General features: G+C 68.4%; 16 protein-coding genes. 7 read left to right on the top strand and 9 right to left on the bottom strand.

Annotation, left to right across the window (positions count from 1 at the left end; translation table 11 throughout):
- Positions 1-3: 3 nt before the first annotated feature.
- From GSI01S_RS00305 to GSI01S_RS00295, 3 genes are all read right to left on the bottom strand, one after another.
- The gene (locus GSI01S_RS00305; protein ID WP_006894241.1) at positions 4-768 is read right to left on the bottom strand and encodes an MlaE family ABC transporter permease; all 765 of its coding nucleotides are present in this window, start codon (positions 766-768) and stop codon (positions 4-6) included.
- 95 nt (positions 769-863) lie between these two features.
- Positions 864-1,754: a 3-oxoacyl-ACP reductase gene (locus tag GSI01S_RS00300; RefSeq protein WP_006894240.1), complete on the bottom strand. Its 891-nt coding sequence runs from the start codon at positions 1,752-1,754 to the stop codon at positions 864-866.
- A gap of 82 nt (positions 1,755-1,836) precedes the next feature.
- Positions 1,837-2,031 carry a ferredoxin gene (locus tag GSI01S_RS00295; RefSeq protein ID WP_006894238.1) on the bottom strand — a complete coding sequence of 65 codons (195 nt, stop codon included), beginning with the start codon at positions 2,029-2,031 and terminating at the stop codon, positions 1,837-1,839.
- 123 nt (positions 2,032-2,154) lie between these two features.
- Between GSI01S_RS00295 and GSI01S_RS00290 the strand changes: the two genes are divergently transcribed.
- The 3 genes from GSI01S_RS00290 to GSI01S_RS00280 are packed head-to-tail and all read left to right on the top strand — an operon-like array spanning position 2,155 to position 5,997.
- Positions 2,155-3,336 carry an acyl-CoA dehydrogenase family protein gene (locus GSI01S_RS00290; protein WP_006894237.1) on the top strand — a complete coding sequence of 394 codons (1,182 nt, stop codon included), beginning with the start codon at positions 2,155-2,157 and terminating at the stop codon, positions 3,334-3,336.
- Positions 3,337-3,365: 29 nt separating this feature from the next.
- Positions 3,366-4,478, top strand: coding sequence for an acyl-CoA dehydrogenase family protein (locus tag GSI01S_RS00285; RefSeq protein ID WP_006894236.1), 1,113 nt, complete (start codon positions 3,366-3,368; stop codon positions 4,476-4,478).
- Between the two features lie 4 nt (positions 4,479-4,482).
- Positions 4,483-5,997 (top strand): AMP-binding protein, encoded by a 1,515-nt coding sequence (locus GSI01S_RS00280; protein ID WP_006894235.1) that lies wholly within the window; start codon positions 4,483-4,485, stop codon positions 5,995-5,997.
- 3 nt (positions 5,998-6,000) lie between these two features.
- Here the strand turns inward: GSI01S_RS00280 and rpsR are convergent, their stop codons facing one another.
- Genes rpsR through rpmB form a run of 4 tightly spaced genes read right to left on the bottom strand, consistent with a single transcriptional unit; the run spans position 6,001 to position 6,900 of the window.
- Positions 6,001-6,192: a 30S ribosomal protein S18 gene (gene rpsR, locus GSI01S_RS00275; RefSeq protein ID WP_006894234.1), complete on the bottom strand. Its 192-nt coding sequence runs from the start codon at positions 6,190-6,192 to the stop codon at positions 6,001-6,003.
- On the bottom strand, positions 6,192-6,497 hold the full coding sequence (rpsN, locus tag GSI01S_RS00270) for a 30S ribosomal protein S14 (RefSeq protein ID WP_006894232.1): 306 nt from the start codon (positions 6,495-6,497) through the stop codon (positions 6,192-6,194). Before rpsN ends, rpsR begins: the two co-directional genes overlap by 1 nt.
- Positions 6,497-6,664: a 50S ribosomal protein L33 gene (gene rpmG, locus GSI01S_RS00265; RefSeq protein WP_006894231.1), complete on the bottom strand. Its 168-nt coding sequence runs from the start codon at positions 6,662-6,664 to the stop codon at positions 6,497-6,499. The genes rpsN and rpmG overlap by 1 nt, the downstream gene beginning before the upstream one ends.
- Entirely contained in the window at positions 6,664-6,900 is a 237-nt protein-coding gene (gene rpmB / locus GSI01S_RS00260) for a 50S ribosomal protein L28 (RefSeq protein WP_006894229.1), read from the bottom strand. The genes rpmG and rpmB overlap by 1 nt, the downstream gene beginning before the upstream one ends.
- A gap of 100 nt (positions 6,901-7,000) precedes the next feature.
- Between rpmB and mrf the strand changes: the two genes are divergently transcribed.
- Positions 7,001-8,290, top strand: coding sequence for a ribosome hibernation factor-recruiting GTPase MRF (gene mrf / locus GSI01S_RS00255; RefSeq protein WP_006894228.1), 1,290 nt, complete (start codon positions 7,001-7,003; stop codon positions 8,288-8,290).
- Positions 8,287-8,529 carry a type B 50S ribosomal protein L31 gene (locus GSI01S_RS00250; protein WP_006894227.1) on the top strand — a complete coding sequence of 81 codons (243 nt, stop codon included), beginning with the start codon at positions 8,287-8,289 and terminating at the stop codon, positions 8,527-8,529. Before mrf ends, GSI01S_RS00250 begins: the two co-directional genes overlap by 4 nt.
- Before the next feature lie 15 nt (positions 8,530-8,544).
- On the opposite strand, the gene GSI01S_RS00245 is transcribed toward GSI01S_RS00250, so the two are convergent.
- Both GSI01S_RS00245 and GSI01S_RS00240 read right to left on the bottom strand, forming a co-directional pair.
- Positions 8,545-9,678, bottom strand: a complete 1,134-nt coding sequence (locus GSI01S_RS00245) for an NAD(P)H-dependent flavin oxidoreductase (RefSeq protein WP_006894226.1) — start codon at positions 9,676-9,678, stop codon at positions 8,545-8,547.
- An 81-nt stretch (positions 9,679-9,759) separates the two neighbouring features.
- A complete protein-coding gene (locus tag GSI01S_RS00240) occupies positions 9,760-11,391 on the bottom strand; it encodes an acyl-CoA synthetase (protein WP_006894225.1) in 1,632 nt (543 codons plus the stop codon).
- Positions 11,392-11,451: 60 nt separating this feature from the next.
- On the opposite strand from GSI01S_RS00240, the gene GSI01S_RS00235 reads away from it, so the two are divergent.
- Both GSI01S_RS00235 and GSI01S_RS00230 read left to right on the top strand, forming a co-directional pair.
- Positions 11,452-12,270: a crotonase/enoyl-CoA hydratase family protein gene (locus tag GSI01S_RS00235; RefSeq protein WP_006894224.1), complete on the top strand. Its 819-nt coding sequence runs from the start codon at positions 11,452-11,454 to the stop codon at positions 12,268-12,270.
- Between the two features lie 47 nt (positions 12,271-12,317).
- On the top strand, positions 12,318-13,205 hold the full coding sequence (locus GSI01S_RS00230) for a class I SAM-dependent methyltransferase (RefSeq protein ID WP_006894223.1): 888 nt from the start codon (positions 12,318-12,320) through the stop codon (positions 13,203-13,205).
- Positions 13,206-13,301 lie beyond the last annotated feature (96 nt).

Raw genomic sequence — 13,301 nt, 5'->3', positions numbered from 1 at the left:
CAATTATCCCATCGTCGCCTTGAGACCGACCGCGGTGACGACCACGTTCACGACGAACAGCGCCATGAACGAGTAGACGACGGTCTCATTGACGGCGTCACCGACGCCCTTCGCTCCGCCCTTGACGTTGAGGCCGCGGTAGCAGCCCACCAGTCCGGCGAACAGGCCGAAGAGCGCGGCCTTGATCATGGAGATCACCAGTTCCCCGAGACCGGTGAGCAGCGTGAGGTTGGCGATGAAGGCGCCGGGATTCACGTCCTGCAGATATACGGAGAAGATGAAGCCGCCCGCGATGCCGATGGTGCACACCAGGCTGTTGAGCAGCAGCGCCACCCCGGTCGAGGCGATGATGCGCGGCACCACCAGCCGGTGGACGGGGTTGATGCCGAGCACCTCGAGCGCGTCGATCTCCTCACGGATGGTGCGCGCACCGAGGTCGGCGCAGATCGCGGTGGCGCCGGCACCGGCGACGATGAGCACCGTGACGATCGGGCCGATCTGGGTGATCGTTCCGAGCGCGGCACCGGCGCCGGAGAGGTCCTGCGCACCGATCTCCCGGAGCAGGATGTTGAGCGTGAAGCTCACCAGCACCGTGAACGGGATCGCGACCAGCAGGGTGGGCACGAGTGAGACGCGGGCGATGGCCCACGACTGCTCGACGGTCTCACGCCACTGAAAAGGACGTCGAAAAAGCTCACGGGCGGATTCCACACCCAGGGAGACGAACTCTCCCACGCCGTTCATCGGGGCAGCGAGTCTGCTCGTCAAGGCCCCTCCTCCCGCTCCGATGCTGGCAACCTATCACGTACGAAAATTGTGCTCTGCGTTACAAGCCGAGCCGACACACTCTAAAGAGAGGTGTGCTAGTCCATCAAATCCGAGGCCGAGAATGTGCCGACCTTCTCCGGCTCGGCGAAGTACGCCGAGACGACGTCGCCGAGCGCCTCGGGCGACCACTGGTCGCCGTCCGCGGCGAAGACCTCTTGCACTTTGGGAGCGGCCATCAGACTGACCTTGGGGCCGTAGACCACGAAGACCTGTCCGGAGACATTCTGCGCCGAGGGACCGGCGAGGTAGCGGACCAGGGTCACCACATGCTCGGGCGACAGCGGGTCGACGGCGTCCTCGGGGGCTGCACCGAAGACGTCCGCGGTCATCGCCGTGCGCGCACGGGGACAGATCGCATTGGCGGTGGCGCCGTAGCGGGCCAGTGCGCGGCTCGCGGAGACCGTCAGCATCGAGATGCCGGCCTTCGCCGCGGAGTAGTTCGCCTGGCCGGCGCCACCGAGTAGCGCCGCTTCCGACGATGTGTTGATCAGGCGGCCGTACACGGGCGCACCGGAGGCCTTGGACTCGGCGCGCCAGTGTGCGGCGGCGTTCCGGTTGAGCAGGAAGTGACCCCGCAGGTGGACGCGCTGCACCAGATCCCACTGCTCATCGGTCATGTTGAAGAGCATGGCGTCGCGGGTGATGCCCGCGTTGTTCATGACGACGTGCAGACCGCCGAGGTCCTGCGTCGCGACACGCATGATCTCGGCCGCGGTGGCCGAGTCGGCGATGTCGCCTGCCACCGGAACCGCCTTGCCGCCCACACCGGCGATCTCGTCGAAGACGTCGCTGGAGTCGAGCGCCGACTGAAGGTCGTTCACGATGACGGTGGCCCCGTCGCGCGCGAGACCGATCGCCTCCGCACGCCCCAGACCCGCACCCGCACCGGTGACGACTGCTACCCGACCGTCCAACGACTGACTCACTTCTATCCCTTCGACGCGAAAACTAGAACTTGTTCTAACACAGATCCCTTCGAGCATCCACTCGCTCGGGAAATGAGTGTTGTCAGTCGTCGACGATGGACAGTGCCGAGCGGGGGCAGCTGGCGACCACCTGACGCATCTCCTCGCGCCGGGTCTCGGCCACGTCGTCCTGCAGAATCACCAGGTAGTCGTTGTCGTCGAGCTCGAAGACGTCGGGTGCCATACCGACGCAGACAGCGTTCGACTCGCACAGATCGAAGTCGCATTTGATGTGCATCTATTCCTCCTCCGCTTGCAGCCCGAACAGTTGACGGGCTCGCGTCCTACACGTTAGAACGTGTTTCAATACTAGGGAAGCAGTATTGCGCCCCGATTGGGAAACAGCAACGGCGGGAGAGCCATGCGGATCGCCTACACGCAGGAACAAGAGCAGCTCAGGAGCGAACTTCGCGCCTACTTCGACGCCTTGATGACGCCGGAGCGCCGAGCCGCACTCACCGGCGGTGACGGAGAACTCGGAGAAGGCGATGCCTACCGGGACGTCGTCCGCCAGATGGGGCGGGACGGCTGGCTCGCGCTGGGCTGGCCCACCGAGTACGGCGGAGCCGACCGCTCGATGATGGATCAGCTGATCTTCACCGACGAGGCGGCAATCGCGGGCGCCCCCGTCCCGTTCTTGACGATCAATTCGGTGGCGCCGACGATCATGCACTTCGGCACCGACGAACAGAAGAAGTTCTTTCTGCCGAAGATCGCGGCCGGCGACCTGCACTTCTCGATCGGCTACTCCGAGCCCGGTGCGGGCACCGACCTGGCAGCGCTGCGCACCACCGCGGTCCGGGACGGCGACGAGTACGTCATCAACGGGCAGAAGATGTGGACCTCGCTGATCCCCTACGCCGATTACGTCTGGCTGGCCTGCCGCACCGATCCGGAGGCGAGCAAGCACAAGGGGATCTCGATGGTGATCGTGCCGACCACCGCCGAGGGCTTCTCGTACACCCCGGTCCACACGATGGCGGGCGTCGACACCAGCGCCACCTATTACCAGGACGTACGCGTTCCGGTCACGAATCGCGTCGGCGAAGAGGGCGGCGGATGGAGCCTGGTGACCAACCAGCTCAACCATGAGCGGGTGGCGCTGTGCAGTGCCGCCCCCATCCAGACCGCACTGCGGGAGACGCTGGCGTTCGCCACCGCGGAGACCGACGGTCGGCGGCCGGCCGATCAAGCCTGGGTCCGGGCCAACCTCGCACGTGTCCACGCCAAGGTCGAGTTCCTCAAGCTCGTGAACTGGAAGATCGCGTCGATCGCCGCCTCGGGCGGCTCGCCGTCGCCCGCCGACGCCTCGGCGACGAAGGTGTTCGGCACCGAGTTCGCCACCGAGGCCTACCGGTTGCTGATGGAGGTGGTCGGACCCGCCGCCACACTGCGGCAGGGCAGTCCGGGAGCACATCTGCTCGGCCGGCTGGAGCGCTTCGCGCGCACCTCCCTGATCCTCACCTTCGGCGGCGGCACCAACGAGATCCAGCGCGACATCATCGGCATGCTCGCATTGAAGCTCCCGCCGGCCCGCCGCTGAACCGCCGCCGTACTCAAAAGGACGAACCCATGGACTTCAACCCCACCGAAGCTGCGACCGACCTCGCCAAGCTGACGTCCGACATCGTCGACCGGCTCAGCCCCGCCGAGCGGGTCGCCGAACTCGAGAGCGATCGCGCGCCGATCGACCGGCGGCTCTGGACCGAGATCGCCGCGGCCGGCCTCCTCGGCCTGGCCGCACCCGAGGCCGTCGACGGCGCCGGTCTCACCACGTTGGAGACCACCGCGGTGGCCACCGAACTGGGCCGCGCCCTGGCCCGAGTGCCGTTCGGTCCGCACGCGGTGGCCGGCGTTCCGCTGCTCTGCGCGCACGCGAGCGACCGGCTCCGATCCGAATTGCTGCCGCGGGCCGTCTCCGGCGAGCAGGTGCTGACCGCCGCGGTCGAGGAGGACGGCGCCTACGGACCCGTCGACGGGCTCACCGCATTCGACGGCTCGGCCCTCACCGGTTCCAAAGTCAACGTCCCCTACGCGGCGGCCGCGGACACCCTCCTCGTCACCGCCGCGAGCGCGGGCGGGCCGCTGATCGCCGTCGTACCCGCGGACCGGTCCGGCGTGCGCATCACCGAGACCGTCGCGACCGGCCTCACCCCGACCTATCTCGTCGAATTCGACGCGGTGGAGGTGGCGGCCGACGAGATCCTCGACGGCGGCGCCGGCACCGTCGATCGAGCACTCGACCTGCTGCGACTGGCCGTCAGCGCGGACCAGGCCGGCGTGATCGCCGGAGCCCTCGACGCCACCGCCCGTTACGCACGCGAACGAGAGCAGTTCGGAAGGCCGATCGGTTCGTTCCAGGCCGTGGCCGCGCGGCTCGCCGACGGTTACATCGATGTCCAGGCACTCACGCTGAGCGTGCTGCAGGCCGCGTGGCTGCTGTCGGGACTCGCCGACACCGACGCCGACGGGGCCACCGCCGCGGTCGACACCGCCAAGTTCTGGGCGGCCGAAGCCGGACACCGCGTCGCCCACACCACGGTTCACGTGCACGGTGGCGTCGGTCTGGACACCAGCCACCCGGTGCACCGGTACTTCCTGCGCGCCAAGCAGAACGAATTCACGCTGGGCAGCGCCCCGGTGGTGCTCGCCGAACTCGGCGACCTGCTGACGGCGACGCGGTGATTCGATGACCGCGCCGCCCGCTGCCGTCACCGACGCCCGCTGCCTGTCGGACCTCTACGCCTCGCTGTCGGAGGTCACCGACCGCGGGATGCATTTCGAGGGCGGGTTCACCCCGTGGCGCGATCACTTCACTGCGAGCAGGAAACGTGCTGCGGCGCTGCGCGAACGACTCGATCCCGTCCGTCCTCCGCACGTCGGCGTGCTGCTGCCGAACGTCCCCGAGTTCAGCTTCCTGTTCGGAGCGGCCGCACTGGGCGCGTTCGTCCTCGTCGGGCTCAACAGCACGCGCCGGGGTGCGGCGCTGGCCGCGGACGTGGCCCGGGCGGACTGCCAGATCGTGATCGTCTCGGACGAGACGGCCGAGCTGATTCCGGCGGATCTCCCGGTCCCGGTGCTCAACGTCGACGGCGCCGAGTGGGCCGAGACGGTCTCCGCGGCGTCGTCCGACGGGTTCGCACCGGCGCCCGTGCGACCCGACGATCTGGTGATGCTCATCTTCACCTCCGGCACTACGGGCGACCCCAAGGCCGTGCGCTGCAGTCAGCGCAAGTTCGGTGCGCCGGGAGTGATGCTGGCGCAGCGTTTCGGACTCGGACCCGACGACGTCGCCTACCTGTCGATGCCGATGTTCCACTCCAATTCGCTGATCGCCGGATGGTCGGTGGCGGTGGCCGCCGGCGCGTCGATCGTCCTTCGCAGGAAGTTCTCGGCGACCGGGTTCTGCGAGGACGTGCGTCGGTACGGCGTCACCTACGCGAACTACGTCGGCAAGCCGCTGCGCTATGTCCTGGCCACGCCCGAGCGCGACGACGACGCCCGCAGCACCCTCCGCCTGGTGTACGGAAACGAGGCCGGGGCCGCCGATCGCACCGAGTTCGCGCGCCGGTTCGGCGCGCGCGTGGTCGACGGTTTCGGGTCCACCGAGGGCGGTGTCTCGATCACCCGCACCGCGGACACCCCGGACGATGCGCTCGGGCCGCTCACCGCCCCGAACGCCGTCGTCGACCCGGACACACTCGAACCCGTCGCCGCCGGACGGATCGGCGAGATCGTCAACACCGCCGGTGCCGGACTCTTCGACGGCTATTACGGCGATGAGGAGGCGACGGCGCAGCGCCTGCGCGGCGGCGTGTACCGCACCGGAGATCTGGGATGGGTGGATGACGACGGGTACGTGCACTTCGCCGGCCGTCTCGGCGACTGGCTGCGGGTGGACGGCGAGAATCTCGGTACCCGTCCCATCGAGCAGATCCTGCTGCGCCATCGGTTGATAGCCGACGCCACCGTGCTGGGCGTCCCCGACGACATCGGCGACGCCGTCGGTGCCGTGCTGGTGGCACCGGGACTGACGCGGGAGTCGCTGGTGGAGTTCTTGAAGGCGCAGACCGATCTCGGGCCGAAGCAGTGGCCGACCCTGGTCTGGCTCACCGATTCGCAGCCCGAGACCGCGACCTTCAAGACCGCCCGCGCCGCCCTCGCCGCATCGCTCGGCGAGCCGACCTGGCGCCTGGCCGGCTGAGCGTCAGGGCAGCAGCGCCATCTCCCGCGCATTCCGCACCGCGACCGCGAGGCGGCGTTGCTGCTGCACGGACAAGCCGGTGACCGATCGCTTCCGGATGCGGCCGCGGTCGGTCAGGAAGCGCCTGAGCGTCTGCGTGTCCTTGTAGTCGAAGGTCAGGTTCGGATCGGCGGTACGCCGTTTCACCTCACGCATCACCAGCTCGCCTTCTGAATCCCGGGCAGCTCGCCGCGGTGCGCCATCTCACGGAATCTGATGCGCGACACTCCCGCTTTGCGGAGGTAACCGCGCGGCCGGCCGTCGACCGCGTCACGATTGCGCAGCCGGGTGGCGCTGGCGTCGCGCGGCTGCTTCGACAACTCCGCCTGAGCCGCCCGGCGGGCCGCGGGCTCGGCGCTCGCATCGACGACGATCCGCTTCAGCTCGGCCCGCCGCTCGGCGTACCGCTCGACCAGCGCGCGCCGCTGCCCGTCACGGACGATCTTCGACTTCTTCGCCATCAGCGGTCCTCCTTGAAATCCACGTGCCGCCGCACGATCGGGTCGTATTTGCGCAGGACGAGACGATCGGGGTCGTTCCTGCGGTTCTTGCGCGTCACGTACGTGTATCCGGTACCGGCCGTCGACCGGAGCTTGATCACCGGCCGCAGATCAGTGCTGCTCGCCATCAGACCCGCTCCCCTCGCCGCCGGATGCGACCGACGACCGCATCGATCCCGTCCCGATCGATCTCCTTGATCCCCTTGGCGCTGACCCGCAACGTCACCCGGCGACCCAGACTGGGCACCCAGTACGTCTTCCGGAACAGATTGGGCCGCCATTGACGCGACGTCCGACGGTGCGAGTGCGACACCGACTTCCCGAATCCGGGTACTGCCCCCGTCACCTGGCATCTCGCTGACATGAAGCCTCCTTACTGACAACGATTCGCATTAACTTCGCCGATGACGGTACAGTGAAATCCGAAATTAATGAAAACCATTACAAGTAAGGAATGAGTCGAGATGCCGCAGGAACGTTCGCACAGAACACCGTTGACCCTGGTCACCGGCCTCGATCGCACTATCTCCGCCAGAATCGCCCACACCCTGGCCACTCCCGGGACCGCGGTGGTGAGCCACGATCTGCGTGACGTCGAGCGCGGCCGCGTCACGCGAACCGTGCATCGGATCGACACCGACGGCCACGACGAGTTCAGTCTCGACGACATCGACCTGGAACACGGATGCGTGTCGTGCACACTCCGCCTCGATCTCCTCCCGCTCCTGCGCACCCTGCACCGCGAGACGCAGGTGTCCCGGATCGTGGTGGTTCTCGATCCGGTGGTGGAACCGGAGAACGTCGCGCTCGAGGTCAACCAGACGGTCGTGCACGTGCCGGGGCTGCCACCCGCCCCTGCGGGCGACGACGTGTGCCTGAGCCACACCGTCTGCGGCGTCGACGCGGCACGGTGGCTCGCCGACGCCACCGGCGATCTCACGCTCGCTGAGGCGGGACTCTCGGCCGCCGAGGACGAGCGCACCCTCGCACAGGTGGCGGTCGGGCAGGTGCGATTCGCCGACACCGTGATCGTGGAGCGCGCCGACTCGGCCGCGGGTGCATGGGAGCTCGCACGGCTGCACGCCGTGCTCGTCCGGTTGGCGCCGGCCGCGGGAATGCGCACGCTCAACAGCAGGCAGCCGCTCGACGCCGCACTGATGGCGCGGGCGCTCGCCTCCGGCACGGCGGAGTCACCTCACGGACGCCCGCGCCGCCCGTTCGATCCCCTGCTGTCGGGACGACCGGACCTCACCGCCGACTGCGGCGTGGAGCTGATGACGATCGAAGCGACGCGCCCGTTCCACCCGGAGCGGCTGCACGTGGCGCTCGACGCCTTGCTCGACGGCGTCGTGACCGCGCAGGGTCGGCTGTGGATCGCGGCGAATCCGAACGACGTGCTGTGGCTCGACTCGGCCGGCGGCGCCCTGGGCATCCGCCGCGTCGGCACCTGGCTGGCCACCGATCCCGCGGCCGCCGCGGATCCGCAGCAGTCCGCGACCGCGGCGTTCTACTGGGACGACGTGCACGGTGATCGCCACACCAGCATCGTCGTCCTGTGCCATCGGGCCGCGCCCGACGAGATCCGCGCCGCCTTCGACGCGGCGCTCGTCACCGATGACGAACTGGCCGCTGGGCCGCGGGCCCTGGCGAACCTGCCGTCCCCGTTCGGCACCGACCATCGCGACCCGTGCGACGACCTCGAGACCACCGACCGGTCCGCCACCGTGGACCAGACCGAAGGAGAGAACCGATGAAGCCCGGAATCCACCCCGAGTACCGCCACGTCGTATTCCGCGACGCGACCACCGGCACGAGTTTCCTCACCCGATCGACAGCCGCCTCGGACGCGACCGTCGAGTGGGAGGACGGCGAGGTCTACCCGCTGATCACCGTCGATGTGACGAGCGATTCCCATCCGTTCTGGACCGGCACCCGGCGTCTGGTGGACGCCGAGGGCCGCGTCGAACGGTTCAAGCGGCGGTACGGGCTGTAAAGCCGACCCGGACGCTCAGTCCAGGGTGGCGTTCATCCTCGCGACCGCTTCGCGGTACTCCGAGACCAGTCCGTCGATCAGTTTCTCCACCGGAGTGATCTCGTTGCAGCGCCCGACGATCTGTCCGGCCGGCATCGCCACCACCTTCGGGTCGTCGGATGCCGAGATCCGCGCGTGCGCCTCGCCCACCAGGAGGTTCTGCAGCGGCATCGGCAGCGGTTCCGGGGCGCCGGGAGCGTCCCACGCGTCGGTCCACGCCGTCTTGAGCAGGCGCGCCGGCTTGCCCGAGTAGATCCGACGCCGGACGGTGTCGCGCGAGGTCGCGGCCAGCAGTGCCTGCTGAACCGTCGACGGTTCGCCCGGCTTGTGCGCGCCGAGGTTGTACTCGGCGGCGGTGAGCCAATAGGTGCCCATCCACACGCCCTGCGCACCGAGCGCGATGGCGGCGGCGATCTGCCTGCCGCTTCCCACACCGCCCGCGGCGAGCACCGGAGCCTCACCGGCGGCGTCGACCAACTCCGGCCAGAGGACCATCGACGTGACCTCGCCGGTGTGCCCGCCGCCCTCATAGCCCTGCGCGATGACGATGTCGACGCCGGCGTCGAGATGGTGCAGCGCATGCTCCCGCGCTCCCGCGAGCGCCGCGACCGCCACACCGTTGTCGTGCGCGATGCCGATGACGTCCTCGGGAGGCGAGCCGAGCGCATTGGCGATCAGCTTGATCTGCCCGTACTTGCGCGTGTGCTCCATCGCGATGTCGACATGCGAGCGTGCGACCGAGTGCAGCCAGCCGAGCACGCCGGTGTTCACCCGATCGCCGCCGTCCGGCAGCTGCGGCACTCCGAGATCGTCGAGCGTCCGCTCGACGAACGCCCGGTGCTCGGGCGGGATCATCGCGTCGAGGTCCATCTTGGATCCCTCGGTGGGGATCTTGGCGGGCATCACGACGTCGACGCCGAAGGGCTTCCCGTCGGTGTTCTCGTGCATCCATTCCAGGACCGCGTCGAGTTCATCCGGCTCGTTGAACCGCACGCATCCCAGGACGCCGAGGCCGCCCGCGCGGCTGATCGCAGCGGCCACCTCCTCGCTGGGGGTGAAGCCGAAGATCGGGTATTCGATCCCGAACCGCTCGCACAATGGGGTTTTCATCGATGTCCTTGTCGTAGAAGAGATTGTGTAAAGGAGATGGTCGTAGAGGCGATGGTCGTAGAAGGGATGGGAGTCACGGGTTCAAAGAGCGTGGTCGGCTTCGCGGGAGCCGGTCACCTCGCGCGCCCACCGATAGTCGGGTTTGCCCGCGGGTGAGCGCTTCACCTCGTCGACGAACCACACGCTCCGCGGGCACTTGTACCCCGCGAGTTCGGCGCGGACGGCCTCGTTGAGGGTCACCAGGTCCGGCCGGACCCCGTCGCGGGTCTGCAGCACGGCCGCGACCCGCTGCCCGAAGCGATCGTCCGCCACGCCCACCACGACTGCGTCGAAGACGTCCGGATGACCCTTGAGTGCGGCCTCGACCTCCTCGGGGAAGACCTTCTCGCCGCCGGTGTTGATCGACATCGACCCGCGGCCGAGCATCGTGATCGTGCCGTCGGCCTCGATGGTCGCGAAGTCGCCCGGCATGGAGTAGCGGACACCGTCGTAGACGACGAAGGTCTCGGCCGACTTGACCGGATCGTTGTGGTAGCGCAGCGGAATGTGGCCCGACCGCGCCAGGCGCCCCACCTCCCCGCTGCCCGGCTCCAGACGGCGACCGTCCTCGGCGAGGACGTGAGCGCTCGGGTCGGCCTTCACCGTCGGCGCACCGACCCGGCTCTGACCCTTCACCGCCACTCCCATGCCGCCGAAGCCGGTCTCCGACGATCCGATCGCGTCGACGATGACCGCGTTCGGCAGACGCTCCAGGTAGCGGTCCTTGATCGACGCCGAGAACAGGGCCGCGGACGAGGCCACCGACACCACTGTCGAGGTGTCGTAGCCACCCTTCTCGAGTTCTTCGATCATCGGCCGGCCCATCGCGTCGCCGGTGATGAACACGACGTTCACACCGTGCCGTTGCACCGCCTTCCACACCTCGGCGGCGTCGAAATCCGGGTAGACCACCGCCTTCCCGCCGGCGAACAGGGACTGGAACACCGCCCACTGGCTGCCGCCGTGGATGAACGGCGGAATCGGGAAGCGCACCAGCTGGCCGCCCTGCGATCCGGTCCGTGCGTGCTCCCATTCGTCCTCGACAGGCCGTCCGGTGTACCAGTCGATCCCGCCCCCGAGCACCCGCCACACGTCCTCCTGACGCCAGACGACGCCCTTCGGCTTTCCCGTCGTGCCGCCCGTGTAGAGCAGGTAGAGATCGTCGTCCGACCGCTCCTCGAAGTCCCGTTCCGACGACGACTCGGCGATCGCCGCCTCGTATCCGACGACCGCGACGCCGGCCGCGTCCGAACACTCGGCAGGCGCGTCGGATCCGTCTTCGACGACGATGCGCGCGGTGATGTCGGTGGTCGCATTCGATAACACGTTGCAGACCTTCGTGGCGTACTGGCGTTCATGGATCAGCACCGTCATCTGCGAATCGGTGAAGATGTGCTCCAGCTCGTTCTCCACGTAGCGGTAGTTGACGTTCACCATCACTGCCCGCGCCTTGAAGATCGCGATCATCGACTCGACTGCTTCGATGGTGTTTCTGCTGTACAGGCCCACCGCGTCGCCGGGTGCCACGCCGAGCGACCGCAGCCGGTGCGCCAGCGCGTTGGCCCGGCGATCGAGCTCGGCGTAGGTCAGCGAGCGGTCGCCTGATTCCAGCGCCACGCGGTCGGGCATGAGGTCCACGGCGTGCTCGAAGAGGTCCGCGACAGTGAAGGCCATGCGTCAAAACTAGAACGTGTTACTGTTCGCGGCAAGGAAAACGTCGGGCCAGGAGGAAACATGTCCCCAGAAAGCGCTGCCGCCACCACCGCCGCCGCACCGGAGTGCCTCGTCGAGAAGCGCGGCCACGTGCTGATCGTGACGATGAACCGACCCGAGGCGCGCAACGCACTGTCGGGTCCGATGATGCGGATCATGGAGCAGGCGTGGGACCAGGTGGACGACGATCCGGATATCCGGGTCGCGATCCTGACCGGAGCGGGCGGCTACTTCTGCGCGGGCGCCGACCTCAAGGCCATGAACCAGTCGGCACCGGGCGACTCCTTCGCGAAAGGCGGATGGGACCTCACGCGGCTCCCCGCACTGCTCAAGGGACGTCGGCTGTCGAAGCCGTTGATCGCCGCGGTCGAGGGCCCGGCGATCGCCGGCGGAACCGAGATCCTCCAGGGCACCGACATCCGCGTCGCCGCCGAGAGCGCGAAGTTCGGTGTCTCCGAAGCCAAGTGGGGCCTGTTCCCGCTCGGCGGCAGCGCCGTCCGGCTGGTCCGCCAGATCCCCTACACCGTGGCGGCCGACATCCTCCTGACCGGCCGTCACATCACCGCCGCCGAGGCCAAGGAGTACGGACTCGTGGGCCACGTGGTTCCGGACGGCACGGCGCTGGACAAGGCTCTCGAGATCGCCGACCAGATCGCGGCCAACGGCCCGCTCGCAGTCCAGGCCATCCTCAAGACCATTCGGGACAGCGAGGGCCTGCACGAGGAGGAGGCCTTCAAGATAGACGCCGAACTCGGCGCCAAGGTCTTCGCGTCCAAGGACGCCAAGATCGGCCCGCGCGCCTTCGCCAACCGCGAGAAGCCGGTGTTCACCGGCGAGTAGGAGAGGCTGCGTTGCCCATCGGTCCGTCCCGGCCTACGGTCGTTGCCATGCCGAAAGCGAGCCGCACCGCCGTCCTGGTCTGCCAGGCGCGCGCCGTCGCGGACGGGCGCATCGCGATCGGACGGTTCAGCGATCCCATCGCCATCGACCTGCTCGACGACGACGAGCGCAGAGAGGTCGAGACGGCACGCGGGCCGTCCCCGAGACACTGGCGCGACCGTCCGGCCTATGAACTGCTGACGGCGACGGTGGAGATCCTGGCGGCGCGCACCGTCGCGATCGACGACGCCGTGCGCGAGCGGCGGCACAGCCAACTCGTCGTCCTCGGAGCGGGTCTGGACGCCCGGGCCTGGCGGATGCGAAAGCTGCCGCAGACCACCGTCTTCGAGGTGGACCGCCCCGCATCGCAGGCCGACAAGCGCAGGCGCGTCCGGAATCTGGAGCCGGTCACCGAGGAACTCACCTTCGTCCCGGTCGAGTTCGGCACCGACAGTCTCACCGGCGCCCTGGAATCAGCCGGTCATCGCTCCGAACTCCCCACCACGTGGATCTGGGAGGGCGTGCTGCCGTATCTCACGACGGACCAGGTCCGTGCCACCCTCGCGGACGTCGCCGAACGCTCGGCCCCGGGATCTCAGCTGATAGCGACCTATCCGCAACGCCACACGGTGAGCCGTCCGGCGCACTATGCGCTCAAGACGGTCTTCGCGATCGCCGGGCGGCCCGATCCGATGGGCGAGGAACGCCATGTCTCGGCCTGGAGACCGGCGGCGATGCGCGACCTGCTGGAGGATTTCGGATTCACCGTCGTCTCCGATCGCGATCTGAAATCGATCGCCGACGACGTCGGCGTCCGGACTCGGCACCCGCGCAGACTGGCGAACGGCCACGTCGTGGTCGCCGAGGTCTCGTTCCCGTCCGACCGCGAGACCTGACGCCCGGGGCTCACCGATTCTGTGATCCGGCTAACAGATCGCCCCCTCGGCGTCGACATACCGAGTACGAAGCCACGCGACGAGCCCGCCGAGGAG

Source organism: Gordonia sihwensis NBRC 108236 (assembly GCF_000333035.1).
In the GTDB taxonomy this organism is placed as follows: Bacteria; Actinomycetota; Actinomycetes; order Mycobacteriales; family Mycobacteriaceae; genus Gordonia; species Gordonia sihwensis.
The sequence above is the reverse complement of the archived record's forward strand: the minus strand, read 5'-3'. Positions and strand labels throughout refer to the sequence as shown.

Coding starts and splice junctions, on each gene's coding strand:
- GSI01S_RS00295 (WP_006894238.1), bottom strand. CDS start 2,031: ATGCACATCAAATGCGACTTCGATCTGTGCGAGTCGAACGCTGTCTGC.
- GSI01S_RS00290 (WP_006894237.1), top strand. CDS start 2,155: ATGCGGATCGCCTACACGCAGGAACAAGAGCAGCTCAGGAGCGAACTT.
- mrf (WP_006894228.1), top strand. CDS start 7,001: ATGCCGCAGGAACGTTCGCACAGAACACCGTTGACCCTGGTCACCGGC.
- rpsR (WP_006894234.1), bottom strand. CDS start 6,192: ATGCGTGAGGTGAAACGGCGTACCGCCGATCCGAACCTGACCTTCGAC.
- GSI01S_RS00285 (WP_006894236.1), top strand. CDS start 3,366: ATGGACTTCAACCCCACCGAAGCTGCGACCGACCTCGCCAAGCTGACG.
- GSI01S_RS00245 (WP_006894226.1), bottom strand. CDS start 9,678: ATGAAAACCCCATTGTGCGAGCGGTTCGGGATCGAATACCCGATCTTC.
- GSI01S_RS00250 (WP_006894227.1), top strand. CDS start 8,287: ATGAAGCCCGGAATCCACCCCGAGTACCGCCACGTCGTATTCCGCGAC.
- rpmB (WP_006894229.1), bottom strand. CDS start 6,900: ATGTCAGCGAGATGCCAGGTGACGGGGGCAGTACCCGGATTCGGGAAG.
- GSI01S_RS00240 (WP_006894225.1), bottom strand. CDS start 11,391: ATGGCCTTCACTGTCGCGGACCTCTTCGAGCACGCCGTGGACCTCATG.
- GSI01S_RS00230 (WP_006894223.1), top strand. CDS start 12,318: ATGCCGAAAGCGAGCCGCACCGCCGTCCTGGTCTGCCAGGCGCGCGCC.
- rpsN (WP_006894232.1), bottom strand. CDS start 6,497: ATGGCGAAGAAGTCGAAGATCGTCCGTGACGGGCAGCGGCGCGCGCTG.
- GSI01S_RS00280 (WP_006894235.1), top strand. CDS start 4,483: ATGACCGCGCCGCCCGCTGCCGTCACCGACGCCCGCTGCCTGTCGGAC.
- rpmG (WP_006894231.1), bottom strand. CDS start 6,664: ATGGCGAGCAGCACTGATCTGCGGCCGGTGATCAAGCTCCGGTCGACG.
- GSI01S_RS00235 (WP_006894224.1), top strand. CDS start 11,452: ATGTCCCCAGAAAGCGCTGCCGCCACCACCGCCGCCGCACCGGAGTGC.